Genomic DNA, 19,995 nt, shown 5'->3' on the forward strand with positions numbered 1-19,995 from the left:
GTCCGAGGCCATGTCAATTGCCGCCACCATCCTGCTGGTCGACGACAATCAGGCGGTGGCGCGGGCAATGGAGATCGTATTCCGCATGGCAGGACACCGGCTGGATGTCGCGGCCACGCCGGAAGACGCCTTCTCCCGGCTCGCCGCATGCCGCTACGATGCGATCCTGCTCGACATGAATTTCAGTGCGGGTGAATCGAGCGGGGGCGAGGGAATGGCCTGCCTCGCCCGCATCATGTCCGACGATCCGAACGCCCGCGTCGTGATCATCACCGCGCATAGCGGCATACGGATCGCGGTGGCGGCGATGCAGGCCGGCGCCAGCGATTTCATGATGAAGCCGTGGCGCAACGCCGAGCTGATCGCCAAGGTCGAGGGCGCCATCGCGCGAGGCACGACCGTCAGCACGGGAACGCCCCGTACGACTGCCAGCGGCGAGCCGGCGCGGTTGCTCGGCGAAAGCGCGGCGATGCACCGGCTCCGCGCCCTCGTCCGCCGGATCGCTCCGACCCAGGCAGGGGTTACCATCACCGGCCCCCCTGGCAGCGGCCGGACGCTGACCGCGCTCGCGATCCACGCCGCGTCGCCGCACGCCGATACGGCGCCGGTGCGGATCGACCTGCGCGACGAGGCGGCATGGGTTCGGCTCGACGATGCCCAAGGCACCGCCATCCTGCGCCATCCCGACGAGCTCGACGCGGTGGCCGAGTCACGATTGATCGACCGCATCCCGCCCGGGCTGCGCTGCATCGCCATTGCCAAGACGGTATTTCCGCTGACGCCGGCGCTGCGGCGGCGGCTTTGCACCGTTGAAGTGACCGTACCGCCGCTCACCGCCCGGGAGGACGACGCCGTCCTGCTTGCGCGCCATTTTGCTCGCGTTGCCGCGGACCGGTTCGGTCAGCCAGAGCCGACGTTGAGCGAAGCAGCGGTGGCGGCGATCCGCGCGACCGTGTGGACCGACGATGTGCGCGGGCTGGCACTCGCCGTCGAGCGCGCCGTGCTTCTGTCCGAGAGCGGCATCATCGACGCCGCGATACTCGCTCTGCCGCCGGCCGATGCGCCGATCGCTACCGGCCTATCCGACCCGGCGTTCGACCTGACCGATGCGGAACGGACGCTGATCGAAGCCGCCCTGCGCGAGCATCGCCACAACGTCACCCATGCTGCCGCTGCACTCGGGCTGAGCCGAGGCGCGCTGTATCGTCGCATGGCGCGCTATGGGCTTTAGACTGCTTACGATCAGCAGACTGGCTGCGAACAGGGGCCTTTCCGCGGTCCTCGCAAGCCTTGGTCTCGTCGCATCCGGAATCGCTGGAGCGACGGCATGGCGGATCGGTCTGTGGGGCCTGCTGACGGGGGCAACGCTGATCGCAGCGTGGCTGGGAACGCTCGTCTGGTGGGCAGTAGTCCGTCCGCGAGCCGCTCCCCAGCCATCGACGGCGACCGAAGCGGACGCCGACGCTATGGTCCTGCGTGTCCTGCTCGACGCCGCGCCGACCCCTCTGCTCGGCATTGAGGGCAACGCAGCGCGGGCACTAAACCGTGCCGCTCGCTCGCTGTTCGCGACCGACGACCGCATCCTCCCAGTCCCCGCAGCGCTCGCCGAGCCGAGGGTGACCCATCTGAGCTACGAAGGCCGACGCTGGCGGATCGACCGCGTCACCGTCTCGGGCAATAGCGCCGTCGCCGCGTTGATCGATATCGAACAGGAGGAGCGCGTTGCCGAGGCACGCGCGACCATCGAAATGATCCAGGTGCTGGGCCACGAATTGCTCAACGGCTTGGCGCCGATCGCCTCCCTTGCCGAGAGCGGGATGACGGCCGTCGACCGGCCGGTCGTCGATCTCGAGCTCCTGCGTGAGATTCTCGGCACGCTGGCCCGTCGTGCCGAGGGATTGCAGCGCTTCACCGAAGCCTATCGTACGCTAGCCCGCCTGCCCGGCCCAATACGCAGGCCGACAAATCTTCGCGAGATGGCGGACGATCTCGCGCGGCTAAGCGTCGGACGCTGGCCGGATATCACCATTTCAGTCGAGGTCGACGACGGTCTCACATGGTCGCTGGACCGCGATCAGATCCATCAGGCACTTTGGGCGCTGCTACAGAATGCAGCAGAAGCGGCGCAACCAAGCGACGCTCGGGTCAGCCTGCGGATAAGCCATGCTAAAGCGCAGCTTGTTATCGAAGTCATGGACAATGGCGCGGGCATTGCCCCGGATAGCGCTGCGCGCGTGTTCCGGCCGTTTCACACCACCAAGGCAGACGGTACCGGCATCGGCCTCAGCCTCGCGCGACAAGTCGCGTTAGGCCATGGCGGGGCCCTTAACCTCGAACAGGGGCTCCACACCATATTTCGGATGATGCTCCCGAGAGCTTAACGATCGAACCGCATAGTCCCTGAAACCAGACGCTCGTTCATCTTCGAACTTCGGATCGAGAGGCCGGTTGTGATTGGCTCGAGAACGCGTTCGGGACGATGGTACCGCCCTTCATAACCATCCGAACGCGACGAAGCGCGACGATATCCGCCGTCGGATCGCCCGATACCGCAACCAGATCGGCCAGCAGACCAGGTTTCACCGCACCCAGCTTGTCGGCGAGATGGAGCAACCGCGCATTTCCCGAGGTAGCGGCTATCAAGACGTCCGCACGGCGCATCCCCGCATCGACCAACAATTCCATTTCGCGCACGTTCTGCCCGTGGGCGAACACGCCAACATCGCCGCCGACGCAGATCGGGACTCCTGCTTTAAGGGCCAGCTTCAGGCTCGAACGACTGAGCGCGACGGCGGGCGGCGCCGGTTCGCTGCCGTTCCAGCCACGATAATGCGACGTCGCATCCGATGCGGCGAGCGTCGGGCACAGCGCGATGCGCTTGGTTGCCATGGCTGCAAAGATCGCCGGCGTACCGCCATAGCCATGTTCGATGGTATCGACCCCGGCGGCAACCGCACGTCGCATACCCTCGGCGGTGGCAGCGTGGACGGCGACCGGGCGCCCCGCATCATGCGCCGCGGCGACCGCTGCCGTGATCTCGGCGACGCTCAGCGTCGCGCGGCTCTCCTCGCCCGGCCGCCAGCGATAATCGGCGTACAGCTTCACCCAGTCCGCGCCCGCCGCGATCTGGCGGCGCACCGCGGCCACCATCTGATCGATCCCCGACACCTCTTCGGCCCCCTGGGGGATGGCGACGCCAGGCTCGAAACCTTTCGGACCATAGGCGCCCAGTGCCACGATCGCCCGCGTTGCGACCGACAGCCGCGGCCCCGGCACGATACCCTGATCGATCGCGGCCTTCAGTCCGACATCCGCATAGCCTGCGCCCTCCGTACCGAGATCGCGTTCGCTGGTGAAACCGGCGAGCAACGTCGCCTTGGCGTTCGCGACCGCGCGCGCGGTGCGCAGGGCGAGCGGCTCATGCAGGACCTGATCGTCCCAGCTCGCTTCGTTGTAAGGGTGCAGGAACAGATGCCCATGACCCTCGATCATGCCGGGTATCAGTGTATCCCCGGCAAGCTCGACGATGCGCGTATCGACGGGCAGCGACAGATCGGGCCCGACGGCGACGATCCGGTCGCCCGTGACGAGCACCTGCCAGCCGGCATGGACCACCCCATCCGCGCCGTCGAAGACGCCGGCTGGTTTCAGGAGGATCGATGTCGGACCGGACGCGGGCAGCGCCCCCGCGGGTCCGAGCAAAACCGCTGCGGTCGTCAGCATTATCGTCGTCAGCCACCGCATGGTCTTTCCCTCGCTCTCGCCTTACGCTTTGCACATGGATAAGGTTCTTCGACACGCGCGCAATCCAGCGATCCTGTTGGCCCTGCTGACGACCGCGCCCAGTGCCCCGCCGACCGAGATGGCGCGGTGGCAGTCACAAGCCACGGGTGTCACGATCTCGCGCGACGATTGGGGCATCCCGCACATTCGCGGACGATCGGATGCCGACGCAGTGTTCGGCCTGATCTACGCCCAAGCCGAGGACGATTTCGCGCGCATCGAGACGAACTACCTAACCGCCCTCGGTCGTAGCGCGGAAGCCAATGGAGAAGAGTCGGTCTGGGCGGACCTTCGACAGCGGCTCTTCGTCGACCCCGCCAGGTTGAAGGCAGAATATGCATCCAGCCCGGCGTGGCTGCGGGCGCTGATGCAGGCCTGGGCGGACGGGCTGAACTATTATCTGGCGACGCATCCAAAGACGAAGCCCCGCGTCCTCACCCGTTTCGAACCCTGGATGGCGCTCAGCTTCACCGAAGGGAGCATCGGCGGCGATATCGAACGGATATCGCTCAGCGACCTGAAGACCTTCTACGGCCGCCCTACCCCGCCGACCGCGGAGGAACAGGGTGTGATCCCGCGCGAGCCGTCGGGCTCGAACGGTATCGCGATAGCGCCCCGCCTGACCGCGCACGGCCGTGCGTTGCTGCTCATCAATCCGCACACCAGCTTCTATTTCCGTTCCGAAGCGCAGATGACGAGCGACGAAGGTATGAACGCCTATGGCGTTAGCACCTGGGGCCAATTCTTCATCTATCAGGGCTTCAATGCCAAGGCGGGCTGGATGCACACCTCGGCGACCGTGGACAATATCGACGAATTCGCCGAGCGGATCTCGCGGACCGGCGACCGCTATGCCTATCGATACGGCAGCGAGGTCCGCCCTGTCGTCACGCGTGCCGTCACCGTGCGCTTTCGCCGCACGGACGGCACGATGGGCGAGCGCCGCTTCACCACCTACGTCACGCATCACGGACCGATAGTCTCGATCAAGGCCGGACGATGGATCGCGACCGCGCTGATGTGGAAGCCTGTCCCCGCGCTCGAACAAAGCTATCTGCGCACCAAGGCGACCGATCTCGCCAGCTACGTCACGGTTGCCGAACGCAAGGCGAATTCGTCGAACGACACGCTGTTCGCCGACGACAAGGGCGAGATCGCGTTTCTTATGCCGCAGTTCATGCCGATCCGCAGCGACCGGTTCGATTATACTCGCCCCGTCGACGGCAGCGATCCCGCAACCGACTGGCACGGACTGCACACGCTGGCCAGCCTGCCGAGCGTCGCCAACCCGCGTACCGGCTGGGCGCATAACACCAACGACTGGCCCTGGAGCGCGGCGGGGCCGGACAGCCCCAAGCCGGCGAACTATCCCCGCTACATGGATCAGGTCGGCGGCAATGCGCGCGGCGTCCATGCCGACCTGCTGCTGACGGGGAAGCGCGGCTGGACGCCCGATACGCTGCGTGCTGCCGCGTTCGATTCCTATCTGCCCGCCTTTGCTCGATTGCTGCCGGGGCTGGTCGACGCGTGGGAGGCGCTTCCTGCCGGCGATCCGCGGCGACAGGCGCTCGCGGCACCGATTGCGCTGCTAAAGCGCTGGGATCATCGTTGGAGCTACGACTCCGCCGCCACCAGCCTGGCGGTATTCTGGGGCGATCAGCTCTGGCGCGAAGTCGGCGGCTTCGCGCAGGCCGAGCGACTGAACGTGCCCGATTACATCGCCACGCGCGTGCCGAATGACGCGAAGCTCGCCGCGCTTTCTGCCGCGGTGGACCGGCTCACGCGCGACTTCGGCGACTGGCGCACGCCGTGGCAGACGATCAACCGCTTCCAGCGGCTCGACGACGCGATACAGCCACATTTCGACGACGCCCGCGCCTCCATGCCGGTGCCTTTCACCTCGGCGCAATGGGGCAGCCTGGCGTCGTTCGGCGCAAAGCCCTGGCCCGGTACGAAACGCTATTACGGCACCAGCGGCAACAGCTTCGTCGCGGTCGTCGAGTTCGGACCGCGTGTAAAGGCGATGGCCGTAATGGCCGGGGGCCAAAGCGGCGACTCGGCGTCACCGCACTTCACCGATCAGACCCAGCGCTACGCAGACGGCAAACTGCGCCCCGTCTATTTTTATCCCGAGGACCTGAAAGGGCATATCGAGCGTAGCTACCGCCCGGGCGGCTGACGAGCACCTCGCCCTCGCTCTCGCCCCCAACCTCGCCCTTGCAGCGCGTCACCGCGTCGGGCTTTCCGCCGCTTCGAGCTTGTCCTGTGTCCGCGTGTCGAAGTCGCCTGCATCATGGCGTTCGTGGAGTTGGCTGGCAGGATCGCCCATGATCCGGTTGACCATCCGCCCGCGCTGGACCGCCGGTCGCGCGCCGATCAGGTCGGTCCAGCGCAGGACGTTCTTATAGTCGTTCACCTGGAGGAACTCGGCGGCATCGTACACCTGGCCTGTCACGAGCGCGCCGTACCACGGCCACACCGCCATGTCGGCGATCGAATATTCGTCGCCCCCGACATATTGGCTCTCACTCAGGCGCCGGTCGAGAACGTCGAGCTGCCGCTTCACTTCCATCGCGAAACGGTCGATCGCATATTCGATCTTCGTCGGTGCATAGGCGTAGAAATGCCCGAAACCGCCGCCAAGCATCGGCCCGGCGCCCATCTGCCAGAACAGCCACGACAGCACTTCCGCGCGCTTGGCGACATCGGTCGGGAGGAACGCGCCGAACTTCTCGGCAAGATAGACAAGGATCGATCCGGACTCGAACACCCGGACGGGGTCCGCGCCGCTGCGATCGACCAATGCGGGGATTTTCGAGTTCGGATTGGCGTCGACGAAGCCGCTGCCGAACTGGTCTCCGTCCATGATCTTGATGAGCCAGGCGTCGTATTCGGCGCCCGTATGCCCGGCGGCGAGCAGCTCCTCTAGCATCACCGTCACCTTCACGCCGTTGGGCGTCGCAAGCGAATAGAGCTGGAGCGGGTGCTTTCCGACGGGCAGTTCCTTGTCGTGCGTGGCCCCGGCGGTCGGGCGGTTGATGCTGGCAAACCGGCCTCCGCTCTGCTTTTCCCAGCTCCAGACTTTGGGCGGCGTGTAGTTGGCGGTCTCGTTCATTCAGGCTCTCCGCTTTCCTCTGTCTATGCCGGCAAATTGAGCTGCTGCACGATTATACGCAAGTGCGGAGCCGAAGTCGCTGGGTCGAGGATGGTCTGGTGTTGGCCGTCACGAGGACACATCGTCAGCCATTCGTGCCCCATCCCTTGCCTCCCAACTTCAGACGCTCATTCATGTCCGTCTTGCCATGCCAAACTTCCAGAAAAATCGACAATTCCCGCGCCGCTCCCTCGTAGGATCGGGCAGGCGCGGCTTGGACGTTCTCTGGCGGTCAGCTGCACGCCCATTACGCGGTGCGAAAAGTGTACGGCGAGGTACGCGCTCCATACGGGATCTCTTGAGCGCTAAACGCAACCGCGGCAGCGGCGCTAACTGGGGCAAAGATGTCGCGGTACCCGGCAAAAATGCATCGTCCCCGCTCGTGTCTATTGCCGCGCGTTGCAGTGATGTTACCGGTCGGCGACGGATTCGGGTCACACGGATCGGCGCAGGAGGATGCTCGAAGCCCAAGGGGGGACCATCCATGATTCGCTTGCCCGTTCGTACGTCTGCCATCGCCCGGCTGCTGGCTACCAGCGCACCGTTACTCGTCTTTGCCGCGCCAGCAGTCGCGCAGCAACAGGCGCCAACTGGCCAGACTACCAGCGATCCGGCCGGCGATCAGGGACTTGGCGAGATCGTCGTCACCGCGACACGCCGCCAGGAATCGTCGAAGGACGTGCCGCTGGCGGTCACTGCGATCAGCGGCGAAAAGCTCGACGTGCTCAATTCGAGCGGTCTCGACATCCGCTTCCTCGCTGGTCGCACGCCGAGCCTCCAGGTCGAATCGTCGTTCGGGCGGACCTTCCCGCGCTTCTATATCCGCGGTCTCGGCAACACCGATTTCGATCCCAACGCCGCGCAGCCGGTCTCGGTCGTGTATGACGACGTCGCGCTCGAGAACCCGATGCTGAAGTCGTTCCCGGTCTTCGACCTGCAAAGCGTCGAAGTGCTGCGGGGGCCGCAGGGCACGTTGTTCGGGCGCAACACCCCGGCCGGCGTCGTGAAGATCGATTCCGCCAAGCCGAACCCCGACAAAGTTTCGGGCTATGCGACCGGATCCTGGGCGACCTACAACACGATCAACGGCGAGGCCGCGCTCAATCTGCCGATCGGCAACGGCTTCGCGTTCCGCGCATCGGGCTTGATCCAGTCGCGCGACGATTGGGTGACCAACGATTCCACGACGGGCAATGCCGACCGCAAGCTCGAAGGCTATCGCGACGTCGCCGGCCGCTTCCAGCTCGGCTATACCAGCAGCGACTTCAACGCGTTGCTGAATGTCCATGTCCGCGACCTGACAGGTTCGCCGCGCATCTTCCGCGCCGGATTGTTCAAGCCGGGCACGAACGACTTCAACACCGGCTTCGACCCGAAGCATGCCACGCTCGACGGCTATACCAGCCAGAGCCTGACGCAATGGGGCACCAACCTGCGGCTCGACTATCATCTCGACGGCATCGGCACCTTCTACTCGGTCACCGGATACGAGCAGGCCAAGGTCGAGAGCACGGGCGACGTCGACGGCGGCAACAACTACACATTCCTCGGCGGCACGATCGGCGCGATCGGCGTCGGGCTGTTCCCGTCGAACACCGGCGGCCTGACCAAGCCCAAGGAGTTCAGCCAGGAGCTGCGCTACGCGAGCGAGGACATGAACGGCATCCGCCTTCAGGGCGGACTGTATTATTTCCACCAGACGCTGCGCTACAACCAGTACGACTATGCGTTCGGCGGCACCGGATCGCGCGCGACCGATCTGACGCAGGACATCGCTCACGACAATCGCAACGAGAATTACGGCGCGTTCGCGTCGATCGAGGCCAAGCCGACCGAGTTGCTGACGCTGCGCGCAGGCGTCCGCTATTCGCATGATTATCGCAACGACCTCGTCACCGCACCGATCCCCGGCAGCGGGATCAGCGATACACTGCCCGCGCGCGCGGTCGTCCGCGGCTCGAACGTCACCTGGGACGCGAGTGCAACCTATGAACTGACGCCGGCGATCAACGTCTATTCGCGGCTCGCGACCGGCTATCAGGGCCCGGCGATCCAAGACCGCGTGACCTTCGGCAGCGTCCAGAGCACTGCACCCAAGCAGACGACCTTCTCGGGTGAGAGCGGCTTCAAGGGCACACTGCTCGACCGGAAGGTGAACTTCTCGCTCGACGCCTATTGGTACAGCACCAAGGACCTGCAGATCACCGCGGTCGGTGGCAGCAGCAACTCGGCACGTCTGATCAGCGCGAACAAGGCGATCGGCTACGGCGTCGAGGGCGAGTTCGAGGCACGTCCGCTCCCGGAACTTACGCTGACCGCGAGCGGCAGCTACAACTTCACCGAAATCCGCGATCCGAACATCGGCGTCGGAGTGTGCGCGACCTGCACCGTGCTCGATCCGATCGTCAACGGGTTCGCGGTCATCGACGGCAACGACCTGCCCCAAGCGCCGCGCTGGATCGCCAACTGGACCGCGCGCTACGGCATCCCGCTCGCGAACGGCGGCGAGGTCTATGCCTATACCGACTGGGTCTATCGCAGCCGCATCAACTTCTTCCTGTACGAAGCGGTCGAGTTCACCGGCAAGTCGTCGCTCGAAGGCGGTCTCAAGGTCGGCTATAAATCGCCGCAGGGGTATGAGGTCGGTGCGTTCGTCCGGAACATCACCAACCAGTATCGCAGCATTTCCGCGATCGACTTCAACAACCTGACCGGCATGATCAACGAACCGCGGATCATCGGCGGTCAGTTCAAGATCGCATTTTAAGATAAGACGCCGAACTGCGCGCCTTACGGACAATTTCGGTGCGTAAGCGAGCTAGAGGCGCTGTCATCTGACGTAACTCCGCGGTGGGCCGGTGCTTTGGCACTGGCCCAGGCTTAGCGTCCGCTCTTGGGCGAACGCGCCCCTGCCCTAAGGCTTCCGACCGGACGCACAAGACGCCGTTCAGCCCGCCCTTTCTGCTTCCCAACGTCAGCCGCTCGTTCATTTGGCTGGACGGCAGCTTGCGGCGGCCGAATGCGCCTCTCGGCGGATTGATCGTCGGCGCTTTCATGAATGCCAGATATCACCGCATGCCGATCTTGCCGCCTAATCGCCGGAAAGTTCGCACTCTAAATCAAGGGTGACGCGATGGTCGCGTCGGCACCACTCGGTGCCGAACAGGTGGACCTCATGAATGCTCGACTTTTACCGATGCCCGATAACGGCACCCTGATCGCCCCGGCATCGCCGACCGGGCTCACTATATCGAGCATGGCAGGCCACATGATGCGGCAATTACCAGAGGACCAGGAGCATGCATTGGCATTCGCTCCGGCTGATGATCTACTCGACCTGCCGTTCCTGAAGGACGTGCCGAACTTGCTGGCATGGGTGCGCCCCGGCGAGTATTGTCGACAGCAGCGAGAGACGAGGCTTTACGGCGACTGGTTGCTAGTCCTGGCTTCCGGCCGGCCATGGTCGAGTTGACCCTGGCCCTGGACCAGTAACCAGCAGGCTTCAGAGCGTTCGTGTACCTAGCCATTTTACCATTGCCGGGTCACGATGGTCGAAGCTGCCGATCTTCTGATCTAGCGCAGCGATTGCGGCAACGTCGTCCCCCTCCAGATCAAAGTCGAACACTGCGAAATTCTCCGCCATGCGGTCCTTGCGGACCGATTTGGGGATCGAAACAATCTCGCGTTGGATCAGCCCGCGCAGGACCACCTGAGCAACGCTCGTGCCATGCTTGCGTCCGATCTCCGCGAGCACGTCGTTGCTGAACAGCTCCTTCTTCCCCTCGGCGAACGGTCCCCAAGTCTCTGCCCGCACTCCATACTCGCGTAAGACTTTCTGAGCATCGTCCTAGCTATGGAAGGGGTGAATCTCGATTTGATTGACCGTCGGTGCAATCTCGTTGTGGAGCACGAAGTCCGCCAGCCGATTGGGGTAAAAGTTGCTCACGCCGATCCGCGGATACGGCCAGCGCGGTACAGTTCCGCCTTTGCACGCCAGGCTCCGTCCACGTCGCCGTAGGGCTGATAGATGAGATAAAGGTCGAGAGAGTCGCGCTTAGCTTCTCCGATTGAGAATGAAGATATGGTCGTGCGTGCTGCATTCGATTAGGCGCTGGATGCTGCATGAACCCATCGCTACGGTTCATGAATGGACCGCGATGACCTTGTCGATCTCAACGCCTTCATGGCGGTAGCCGCAGAACGCAGCTTTACCCGTGCAGCAGCGAAACTCGGGAAGTCACAATCGGCACTTAGTCATACCGTGCGGCGGCTTGAAACCCGCCTTGGCGTCCGATTGCTGACGAGGACGACCCGGAGCGTCGCGCCCACCGCCGCCGGTGAGCGACTGCTCGCCACGTTGACGCCTGCCCTGGGAATGATCGATGCCGAAATCGCCTCGCTCAGCGATCTGCGTGACAAGCCACGGGGCATGATCCGGATCACCACGTCGGAACACGCGGCCGAAACAGTGCTGCTGCCGGTGTTGGCACCGTTCCTGGCAGAATACCCGGAAATCCAGGTCGAGCTCAGCATCGATTCCGGCCTTACCGACATCGTCACGGATCAGTTCGACGCCGGCGTTAGGCTCGGCGAGGCGCTGGCAAAGGATATGATCGCCGCACGGATCGGCCCCGATCTCCGGATGGCGGTGGTCGGCTCACCGTCTTACTTCGATCGACACCCCATTCCGAAGACGCCGCAGGATCTGGCGCAGCACAATTGCATCAACCTACGCCTGCGGTCGGCCGGCGGCATGTATGCCTGGGAACTGGAGCAAGGCGATCGGGAGGTGCGAGTCCGCGTCGACGGTCAAATGTCCTGCAACAACACGGCGACAATCGTTCGGGCGGCGCTTCGCGGCGTCGGCCTGGGGTTCGTAATGGAAAGCTCGGTCGCCGAGCACGTTCGCCGGGGTGAACTGACACGCGTATTGGAGGACTGGTGTCCGCCATTCGCCGGGTATCACCTCTATTACCCCAGTCGACGGCAATCATCGGCCGCGTTCGTCCTTCTGGTGAACGCTTTGCGATATAGGTCGTAGTTTCAAATTCTGAGGGAGCGGGATTTCTGGCGTCGATCCACAACTCCCAGTTGCAATACTTCGCATCGCTGATCCCGCACTTGCGGCACAGACCGGCCGTCTTCAAGCAACCTCATACTCACGCAAACCGACGATCCGATCCTCGGTAAATCGGCGTCGCCCCATCACTCGCCTTCATCTGACCAGCTGACTTACCAATGTCATGATTTTTGGGCGCCAGGTCAGGTCGAAACGACACGCAGACTCGGGCCTAAGAGCGAGAATTGCCGCCCCGCTTGCACGGTGATGCTCCTAACCACGTCGCCGTAACGCACTCTGACCTGGCCGCTGTTCAACGGCTTTACCGTCACCTTCGACAGCTCCCCCGTGCTCCATGACAAAGCGACTTCGCAGGCACCGCGGGCGCGCAGGCCTGTGATCGAGCCGGACGGCCAAGCATCGGGAAGCGCCGGCAGCAGGACGATCTCGCCATCGACGCTGCTCGTCAGCATTTCAGCGATCGCCGCAGCCCCGCCGAAGTTGCCATCGATCTGGAATGGAGGATGCGCATCGAACATGTTCGGATATGTGCGCTTCGGCCCGATCAGGAAGCGCAGGATGTGATGGGCCCGGTTGCCGTCACCCAGGCGGGCCCATAGCGCGATGCGCCACGCCGTCGCCCAACCCGTCGCTTCGTCGCCGCGGGTATTCAGGGACTGCTTGGCCGCTGCGGCAAGCGCAGGGGCGGAGCGGAGCCCTATCTGTTCGCTTGGATAGACTCCGTAGAGGTGGCTGACGTGCCGGTGATGAATGTCCTTTGCTCCGGCATCCCAATCCTCCTGCCATTCCTGCAGCTGCCCCGCGCTGCCGATCCTGTATGGTGCCAGCCGGGCTCTCGTCGCGGCGAACTGCTCGGACAGTTCGGGGTCTCGCCCGAGAATCCGTGCGGCCTTGGCAGCCTGGTCGAACAGGTCGCGAAGGATCGACATGTCCATCGTCGGCCCCGCACAGATCGACGATCCGTGACCGTGGTTGTTCTCCGGCGACAGCGACGGATTGGTGACGAGAAAGCCCGATCTCGGATCCACCTGAAGGACGTCGACGAAGAACAGCGCGGCATCGCGGATCAGCGGATAGACCGAGGCGAGGTACGCCGTGTTGCGGTTGTAATCGTAATGATCCCAGAGATGCGTGCACAGCCATGCGCCGCCGGTCGGCCACATGCCGAACGCAGGACCGTCGATCGGCGCCGTCGCGCGCCACAGGTCGGTGTTGTGATGGCATACCCAGCCGCGCGCGCCGTACATCGTCCTGGCCGTGCGTGCGCCGGTGATCGCGAGATCGCGGACCATCGCGATTAGCGGGGCGACGCATTCGGGCAGGTTGGTTGGTTCTGCCGGCCAGTAGTTCATCTGCGTGTTGATGTTGACCGTGTATTTGCCGCCCCAGGGTGGGTTCGGCACGTCGTTCCAGATGCCCTGCAGGTTGGCCGGCTGACTGCCCGGCCTGGAGCAGGCGATGAGCATGTAGCGCGCATAGTTGAAATACAGCGTCGCCAGCGAAGGATCGCCACTCGTCTCGCCGTCGCGGATCCGGCGATCGGTCGGGCGATCGGCACCCGGAGACCGTCCGAGATCGAGCGACACGCGGCGAAACAGCGTGTGATGCGCATCGCGCGCATCCTTGGCGATCCGCGCATAGCCCCGGGGCACCGCCGCATCGATCTGACCGCGGGTGATCGCCGCCGGATCGCCCGAAACGTCGTCGAAGCGGCGATAGCTCGTCGCCATCGCGATCAGGATCACGAGTTCGTCCGCGCCACGCACGACCAGCCGGTCGTTCGCGACGTCCACCTTGCCCCCCTTGGCCAATGCCTTCACGCGCGCCTCGAACCGCAGGGCGCCGGGGATACCGGAGCCGGCGTCGTTCGCGCCCAGCAAGACGATCTCGTCCTTGCGCTGGGCCTCGACGCCCGCCTGCTTGAGGGGGCTGATCAGCGAAAGGTCGACGTCGATCGCACCCGGCCGGTCCGCGGTGATGCGGACCGCGATGACCTGATCGGACGGCGACGCGATGACCTCGCGGCGGTAGTTTACGCCACCGCTCGACCAGCGCGTGCCGGCGACCGCGTCGTCCAGGTCGAGGTCCCGTCGATAGTCGAGCAACGGCAGCGCAGCCTCGGCAGGCGTCACGATCCCGGTCATGCCGCTCGGCGATCGCGCGGGCGGCGTACCCGCAGCCGCTCCAGCGCGCTCGATCACCAGGGTTCCGACCGTGCCATAAGACATCTGCCGCAGCGGTCGCGCCATTACCTTCTCGCCGATCAGCGCCTGCGCCTCGGCATATCTGCCGGCGAAAACGTGTGCGCGCACCTCGGGCAGCGCGGCGAGCGCGTCGGGGCTGGCCGGATCATACGGCCCGCCAGCCCACATCGTATCCTCGTTGAGCTGGAGGTGCTCGCGCTCGGTGCCGCCGTGCACCATCGCGCTGATACGCCCGTTGCCGATCGGCAGGGCCTCCACCCAGCTGGTCGCGGGTTGCGCATACCAGAGTGTCGTATCGGACGTCGGCGCCGCGCGGCGGGCTGGCGCCGCGCTGCTCATGGCGGGCAACGCAAGGCTGGCCCCGGTGCCCAGCATCGCGATCGCATCACGCCGGCTGACGTCTAGTGTTGGTCCGGTCATGGCTACCCCTGGGTTGAAGAACGAGCGTCGTCGTCGCGGATCGGGCAAGGCGCGGTCACAGTCGTACGATCGCCTTGATGACGCCGGCGACCGGATCCATCCAACCGCGAAAGGCGGCCGGCAGATCGAGCAGCGCCGCACTGTGGGTATGCATCGCCTCGACCGGGACGCGCCCGACGCGAACCGCCTCGATCACGGCGGCGAAACCCGCGCGCGTCGCGTTGCGGCTGCCGAGCAGCGTCATCTCGCGTTTGTGGAACTCGGGATCGCTGAAGCGGATATCGGCGGATACCACGGATACCAGGACATAGGCGCCGCCGTGTCCGACATAGCCGAACCCGGTCTCCATGGCCGCCGCGCTGCCGGTGGCGTCAAACACGACGTCGAAGAACTCTCCTTCGGTGATCGCGGCGAGCCGCGTCGGAACGTCCTCGTCCAACCCGATCGCGTGCGTGGCACCTAGCCGTTCGGTACAGAAGCGCGTACGGGCGGCCACGCCGTCCAGCACCGTGACCACGGCGCCCGCGTCCGCCGCAAACAGCGTGACGGCCATGCCGATCGGCCCCGCACCGACGACCAGCACGCGGGTGTTCGAGCGGAGCGCACCGCGCTGCACCGCGTGGTAGCCGATCGACAGGAACTCGATCATCGCCGCCGCATCGAGCGAAAGGCCGCTCGCATCGAGCACGTGGCGCTCGTCGACCGCAAGATAGTCCGCCAGCCCGCCATCGATGTGGACGCCAAGCACTTGAATGTCCGTGCAGCAGTTGGTCTTGCCCTGTCGACACGCGCCGCATCGGCCACAGAACAGATACGGCATCACGCAGACCGTTGTTCCGACCGCAAACCGGCCGGCATCGTCGCTTTCCGCGACCGTCCCCGCGAGTTCATGCCCCATCACGCGCGGGTAGCTCAGATAGGGCTGCGTTCCCCTGAAGATGTGATAATCCGTGCCGCAGATCCCGACACGCCGGATGCGGATGAGGACCTGGCCGGGGCGACGCACCGGCCGGATGCGATCGTCGACCGCGAGTTCACCGGGCGCGCCGCACACGACGACGTTCATCCTGATGCTCGAAGCCGATCCGTCCGAACCGGCGACGTCCTCATCGGGCATCGGCTGCATCCCGATCGAGCGCTCGGTCGAGATGCGTGTAGCCACCATCGACGAAGATCCATTGTCCGGTGATATGGGTGGCGCGCGCCGACAGCAGAAAAACGATCGTATCCGCGATCTCGTGCGGGTCGGTCATGCGGTGGCCCAGCGGGATGTGCCGCAGGATCGCCGCGCGCGCCGCTTCCGGATCTGGAAACCTTGCCAGATGGCGTTCGTAGGCGGCGGTGGCCACTTCCGCCGGAACGACGGCGTTCACGCGAATGCCGTCGGTGGCGAGGGCCGTGGCCCATTCTCGCGTCAGCGCGAGCACGCCCCCCTTGGCCGCGACGTAGCCGCTGGTCCCGCCCTGCCCCGTGATCGCCGTCTTCGAACTGACGCCGACGATCGCCCCGCGACTTGCCCGGAGATGCGGCAGCGCGTGATGCGCCATGGCATAATGATGACCGAGATTTCGCGCGACCGAGGCCAGGAACGCTGTCGTTCCCGCCGCGAGATCCACGCCGTCGTTGCTTCCCGCATTGTTCACCAGACCATCGATCGATCCGAACCGTTCGACGACCTCGGCCACGGCGGCCGCGCAGGCATCGTCGTTGTTCAGATCCACCCGGATCGCGTGGCCGGCATCACCGAGGATCGCCTGAAGCGTTTCCGACACGGGATCCCTGTCGAGTATCACGGGGATGGCGCCCTCCGCGGCCAGAAGCTGGACGGTCGCCGCACCGATCCCGCTGGCCCCGCCCGTGACGAGCACGACCTTCCCCGCCAAACCCAGGTTCATGCGGCCGCCTTGCGGGTGCAATCGCTCATGCCGCCGATCGGCATCGCCTTCCCTAGCGCACACTGCTCGAGCATCGCGCCTCTCCTATTATGGTTTTATAAGTGGAACCTAGTTTCCGCTTTATTCGCTGGCAAGTCCAATCTCGATGCGTTGCGGTCGATGCCGCACGCGTATAGATCGAGGGATGACCAACGACAGTTCCAGCGACCCCAAACACGACGGCAGCGCAAGCGGACGCATCTATGCCGCACCAGCCCTCGAAAAGGGTTTCGACATCATCGAACTCCTCTCGACCGCGCCCGAAGGCCTGACGGTGCGCGACATCGCAACCGGGCTGGGCCGCTCAATCAGCGAGGTTTTCCGCGTCATCATGGTCATGGAGCGTCGGAACTGGCTACGGAAGGACGTCGACACCGATCGCTACCGTGTTACCTATCACGCGCTGGATACCGTGCAGCGCGCTACGCCGGCGCAGACGCTCGTCGAGATCGCAACGCCGATAATGGTCGGCCTGGCGGACCAGACCAACCAGTCCTGCCATCTCGTCGTCCGGTCGGATGGTCATGGTCTGGTCGTTCATCGACAGGAGAGCGCCGGCCCTGCCGGATTTGCAATGCGCATGGGAACGATGATCGATCTCGTGACGAGCTGCTCGGGCCATGTCCTCTTGGCCTTTCTCGAGGACGATCGACTAGAAGCTGCTCTCGCCCTCATCGCCAAGCCGCTTGCGATCTCCGAATCCCGGTTGCGCGATCGACTCAGAATCGTGCGCAGCCGGGGCTACGAGACGCAGGCCAGCGTCCGGACCGCCGGCGTGACCGACACGAGCTTTCCGATCTTCGGCTATGACGGCCGCGTGCTGGCAGCGTTGACGATTCCGTATCTGCTTCTGATCGACGGCTCTCAAACGGTGCCCCTGGAGCTCGCGCGCGACCGGTTACGCACTGCATCCGGACGGATTTCACGCGGGATGGGCTGGTCCAGCTAATTCCCCGCGAAAGGCAGCGCGCTATCGCTGGTGGAAGCTACTTTCGCTATTTAGTGCGCCGTGATTTATCAGGCACTTGGTGGATTTGGACATAAATAGTCGAACTTGATCTTGCGCGGTAACCGGTGTCAGTGGTACCGGTACCTCCTGAACAGATGGTCACAGGCCACGGATCGGGAGCAGGGATGATGGGGGTACGCACGCAATTCCGGTTGTATCGGATGAGGCAGTCGAGACGCGTCGTCACGGGCCGTACCGTGATCAACAGCACCCTTGCGGCCAGCGCATCGAACGCATGTGCGCAAGCGACGCATCTCCCCGCCTCGATTCCCATTTCCATCGATCCCAAGGGTTTCGGCAGTACCGTCCGGATGCTCGGACAGGCCCTTCCGCTGCGAACACGCTTCACACCGGCAACGTCCCGCAACGTCAGCGAGCAGGCGTCTGCCGCGGACAGCCGACGGTGCATCGCCCGACGCGATCCAGTCGGAATCGCCATGACGGCTTCAATTTCGATGACACCGGTGTCTGCCGCCGCATGAAATGACGAGATTATAAAAACTATAACAGGGAGGACGGTTCAATGACGATCGGATCACGGAAGCGAGCAGCGCATACGGCCAGGTTTGCGACCTCGGTGAGCGCGCTGGCGATCATGCTGGGGGCAGCATCGGTCGTGAACGCGCAGGGCGTACCGGTCGATGCATCGAGCGCGCCCCAGGTCGGCAACGCCCCGCCCCCCGTGCCGACACCAGCCCCGATCGTCGGCGCGGACACGCCGAACTCCACCGACGTCGGTTCGACGCCCGAACAGGCCGAGGCCGCCTCCCGCCCCGCCGATGCGTCGACGCAGACCGGCGTCGATACGGTGCGTAACGCGGCGACCGACGAAGTGGCCGCCGACATCATCGTCACCGGCTTTCGTGGCTCGATCCAGTCCTCGCTCAACGAAAAGCGACAGTCGGACCAGCAGATCGATGCGATCAACGCGGAGGACATCGCGGACTTTCCCGACGCCAATCTTGCGGAATCACTCCAGCGGCTACCAGGCGTCTCGATCGACCGCGACAATGGCGAGGGCCGCGGCATAACCGTGCGGGGGCTCGGCGGCGACTTCAATCGTACCCGGCTGAACGGATTGGAGGCTCTGTCGACCGCAGGGTCGAACGATGCCGGGAGCAGCCCCAATCGAAGCCGATCGTTCGACTACAACACGTTCGCATCCGAGCTGTTCAGTTCGCTCAAGGTGCAAAAGACGCCGTCCGCAGAGACCGACGAGGGCTCGCTCGGTGCGACGATCGATCTCGTGACCGGCAAGCCGTTCGACTACAAGGGAACCCGTTTCGCGCTTTCTTCCGAAGCGAGCTACAACGAGAACAGCAAGAAAACCAATCCACGCCTCGCGGGCCTTGTTTCAACCCGTTTCGGTAAGGGCAAGTCGATGGGGCTGCTGTTATCGGCAGCCTACAACAAGACCGACAACGTCATCGACCAGTATAGCCGCAGCCCTGGTCAATCGGACTATCTGTATCGCAGCAGCCAGTTCCTGGGAGAGGGGTCGCCACAACGTGCCGGCTTCTCCGCTCCTGTGGGCACCGCATTGCCCTACGCGAACCCCGATGCGCTCGCAGCGCAGACCGGCTCCGATCCGGCCGCCTACGCAAAGCTGTACCCGGGCGCGCCGTACAACACACCGGGTCGCCTGGACGACTCCCGGGTCCGTATTCCGGCACTTCCATCGCTCACCAACCAGCGCGTGAAGAATAATCGCCTGGGTCTGACCGGCGCGTATCAGTGGGACGTGACCGACAAGACCCGCATCTCGATCGACGGCCTGTATTCGCGGTTCCACAACGAGAGCGAGAACAACCAGCTCTCGCCGATCGGCCTCAACCGCAACAATACGAATGCCGTCTACAACAACGCGACCGGACGCATCTCGCCAGTGACGGCGCGCGGTGCCTATCCCGGCCTGTGTACGCCCAATGCCGGCAGTGCGATCACGCCCGCGCAGGATTGCGGTCAGTCGATGTACGGCACGACACCGGCATTCGGCACATCGCTGAACCAGCAGGGCCAGCTGGTGGGCTCGGTACTCGGCAACGGCGCCGTCGTCCCAGGAGCCGTCAGCCCGACCAACGCCAACATCTTCAGCTCCAATCCGAACAACCTCGATCCCTACGACTATTACAACAACCCAAATTCAGTCGGATACGTCCCCGGCGCCAACAATCTCGCATACCGCGGCCAGTTGATCGGTCGCCCTGGTATCGACGTGCTCGACGCGAACGTCACCGATGGTCAGGCCGACTATCTGAAGCTTCGCAACGTCGATATGCGCTCGGCGGTCGACTATGCCGAATACACCACCACGTTCTGGCAGGGGAGCGCTCGGATTGACCATTCGTTCGCCGAGAACTTCAAGATGGCGGCGATCTACGGCCAATCGAAGTCGGTGAACTACTCGAAGG

15 protein-coding genes and 1 pseudogene are annotated in these 19,995 nt (G+C 64.4%); 8 read left to right on the forward strand and 8 right to left on the reverse strand.

Translation table 11 applies throughout. The annotated features are described in order from the left end of the window. Positions 1-10: 10 nt before the first annotated feature. Positions 11-1,231, forward strand: a complete 1,221-nt coding sequence (locus tag VH567_RS02745; protein WP_423322958.1) for a sigma-54-dependent transcriptional regulator — start codon at positions 11-13, stop codon at positions 1,229-1,231. 235 nt (positions 1,232-1,466) lie between these two features. Continuing rightward, entirely contained in the window at positions 1,467-2,381 is a 915-nt protein-coding gene (locus tag VH567_RS02750) for a sensor histidine kinase (RefSeq protein WP_423322960.1), read from the forward strand. A gap of 37 nt (positions 2,382-2,418) precedes the next feature. Here the strand turns inward: VH567_RS02750 and VH567_RS02755 are convergent, their stop codons facing one another. Next, positions 2,419-3,744, reverse strand: coding sequence for an amidohydrolase family protein (locus VH567_RS02755; protein WP_423322962.1), 1,326 nt, complete (start codon positions 3,742-3,744; stop codon positions 2,419-2,421). Positions 3,745-3,778: 34 nt separating this feature from the next. On the opposite strand from VH567_RS02755, the gene VH567_RS02760 reads away from it, so the two are divergent. Next, on the forward strand, positions 3,779-5,962 hold the full coding sequence (locus tag VH567_RS02760; RefSeq protein ID WP_423322964.1) for a penicillin acylase family protein: 2,184 nt from the start codon (positions 3,779-3,781) through the stop codon (positions 5,960-5,962). A 48-nt stretch (positions 5,963-6,010) separates the two neighbouring features. Here VH567_RS02760 and yghU read toward each other — a convergent pair whose 3' ends face one another. Continuing rightward, positions 6,011-6,898 carry a glutathione-dependent disulfide-bond oxidoreductase gene (yghU, locus tag VH567_RS02765; protein WP_423322966.1) on the reverse strand — a complete coding sequence of 296 codons (888 nt, stop codon included), beginning with the start codon at positions 6,896-6,898 and terminating at the stop codon, positions 6,011-6,013. Between the two features lie 523 nt (positions 6,899-7,421). Between yghU and VH567_RS02770 the strand changes: the two genes are divergently transcribed. Continuing rightward, positions 7,422-9,704: a TonB-dependent receptor gene (locus VH567_RS02770; RefSeq protein WP_423322968.1), complete on the forward strand. Its 2,283-nt coding sequence runs from the start codon at positions 7,422-7,424 to the stop codon at positions 9,702-9,704. A gap of 366 nt (positions 9,705-10,070) precedes the next feature. Then, positions 10,071-10,409, forward strand: a complete 339-nt coding sequence (locus VH567_RS02775; protein ID WP_423322970.1) for a hypothetical protein — start codon at positions 10,071-10,073, stop codon at positions 10,407-10,409. Between the two features lie 30 nt (positions 10,410-10,439). Here VH567_RS02775 and VH567_RS02780 read toward each other — a convergent pair whose 3' ends face one another. After that, the gene (locus tag VH567_RS02780) at positions 10,440-10,691 is read right to left on the reverse strand and encodes an aldo/keto reductase (protein ID WP_423322972.1); all 252 of its coding nucleotides are present in this window, start codon (positions 10,689-10,691) and stop codon (positions 10,440-10,442) included. Between the two features lie 393 nt (positions 10,692-11,084). Here VH567_RS02780 and VH567_RS02785 point away from each other — a divergent pair, with 393 nt between their 5' ends. Beyond that, positions 11,085-11,978 carry a LysR family transcriptional regulator gene (locus tag VH567_RS02785; RefSeq protein ID WP_423322974.1) on the forward strand — a complete coding sequence of 298 codons (894 nt, stop codon included), beginning with the start codon at positions 11,085-11,087 and terminating at the stop codon, positions 11,976-11,978. 221 nt (positions 11,979-12,199) lie between these two features. Here the strand turns inward: VH567_RS02785 and VH567_RS02790 are convergent, their stop codons facing one another. From VH567_RS02790 to VH567_RS02800, 3 genes are read right to left on the reverse strand one after another with little or no spacing between them, the layout of a single operon-like run. Continuing rightward, positions 12,200-14,641, reverse strand: a complete 2,442-nt coding sequence (locus VH567_RS02790; RefSeq protein WP_423322976.1) for a glycoside hydrolase family 95 protein — start codon at positions 14,639-14,641, stop codon at positions 12,200-12,202. 55 nt (positions 14,642-14,696) lie between these two features. After that, the gene (locus VH567_RS02795) at positions 14,697-15,806 is read right to left on the reverse strand and encodes a zinc-binding alcohol dehydrogenase family protein (RefSeq protein ID WP_423322978.1); all 1,110 of its coding nucleotides are present in this window, start codon (positions 15,804-15,806) and stop codon (positions 14,697-14,699) included. Continuing rightward, positions 15,748-16,536 (reverse strand): SDR family oxidoreductase, encoded by a 789-nt coding sequence (locus tag VH567_RS02800; protein WP_423322980.1) that lies wholly within the window; start codon positions 16,534-16,536, stop codon positions 15,748-15,750. The genes VH567_RS02795 and VH567_RS02800 overlap by 59 nt, the downstream gene beginning before the upstream one ends. A gap of 184 nt (positions 16,537-16,720) precedes the next feature. Between VH567_RS02800 and VH567_RS02805 the strand changes: the two genes are divergently transcribed. Then, positions 16,721-17,524 carry an IclR family transcriptional regulator gene (locus VH567_RS02805; protein WP_423322982.1) on the forward strand — a complete coding sequence of 268 codons (804 nt, stop codon included), beginning with the start codon at positions 16,721-16,723 and terminating at the stop codon, positions 17,522-17,524. Positions 17,525-18,179: 655 nt separating this feature from the next. Further along, positions 18,180-18,758: pseudogene (locus tag VH567_RS02810) on the forward strand (TonB-dependent receptor plug domain-containing protein); the annotation flags it as partial. A 788-nt stretch (positions 18,759-19,546) separates the two neighbouring features. Here the strand turns inward: VH567_RS02810 and VH567_RS02815 are convergent. Both VH567_RS02815 and VH567_RS02820 read right to left on the reverse strand, forming a co-directional pair. Then, on the reverse strand, positions 19,547-19,672 hold the full coding sequence (locus tag VH567_RS02815; protein WP_423322984.1) for a hypothetical protein: 126 nt from the start codon (positions 19,670-19,672) through the stop codon (positions 19,547-19,549). Between the two features lie 55 nt (positions 19,673-19,727). Then, positions 19,728-19,970, reverse strand: a complete 243-nt coding sequence (locus VH567_RS02820; RefSeq protein ID WP_423322986.1) for a hypothetical protein — start codon at positions 19,968-19,970, stop codon at positions 19,728-19,730. Positions 19,971-19,995: the final 25 nt, after the last annotated feature.

The organism is Sphingomonas sp. 4RDLI-65, from assembly GCF_049472435.1.
Lineage (GTDB): Bacteria > Pseudomonadota > Alphaproteobacteria > Sphingomonadales > Sphingomonadaceae > Sphingomonas.

Coding starts and splice junctions, on each gene's coding strand:
- VH567_RS02815 (WP_423322984.1), bottom strand. CDS start 19,672: ATGTTGGCGTTGGTCGGGCTGACGGCTCCTGGGACGACGGCGCCGTTG.
- VH567_RS02745 (WP_423322958.1), top strand. CDS start 11: ATGTCAATTGCCGCCACCATCCTGCTGGTCGACGACAATCAGGCGGTG.
- yghU (WP_423322966.1), bottom strand. CDS start 6,898: ATGAACGAGACCGCCAACTACACGCCGCCCAAAGTCTGGAGCTGGGAA.
- VH567_RS02790 (WP_423322976.1), bottom strand. CDS start 14,641: ATGACCGGACCAACACTAGACGTCAGCCGGCGTGATGCGATCGCGATG.
- VH567_RS02775 (WP_423322970.1), top strand. CDS start 10,071: ATGGTCGCGTCGGCACCACTCGGTGCCGAACAGGTGGACCTCATGAAT.
- VH567_RS02805 (WP_423322982.1), top strand. CDS start 16,721: ATGACCAACGACAGTTCCAGCGACCCCAAACACGACGGCAGCGCAAGC.
- VH567_RS02785 (WP_423322974.1), top strand. CDS start 11,085: ATGGACCGCGATGACCTTGTCGATCTCAACGCCTTCATGGCGGTAGCC.
- VH567_RS02795 (WP_423322978.1), bottom strand. CDS start 15,806: ATGGTGGCTACACGCATCTCGACCGAGCGCTCGATCGGGATGCAGCCG.
- VH567_RS02750 (WP_423322960.1), top strand. CDS start 1,467: ATGGTCCTGCGTGTCCTGCTCGACGCCGCGCCGACCCCTCTGCTCGGC.
- VH567_RS02770 (WP_423322968.1), top strand. CDS start 7,422: ATGATTCGCTTGCCCGTTCGTACGTCTGCCATCGCCCGGCTGCTGGCT.
- VH567_RS02800 (WP_423322980.1), bottom strand. CDS start 16,536: ATGAACCTGGGTTTGGCGGGGAAGGTCGTGCTCGTCACGGGCGGGGCC.
- VH567_RS02760 (WP_423322964.1), top strand. CDS start 3,779: ATGGATAAGGTTCTTCGACACGCGCGCAATCCAGCGATCCTGTTGGCC.
- VH567_RS02755 (WP_423322962.1), bottom strand. CDS start 3,744: ATGCGGTGGCTGACGACGATAATGCTGACGACCGCAGCGGTTTTGCTC.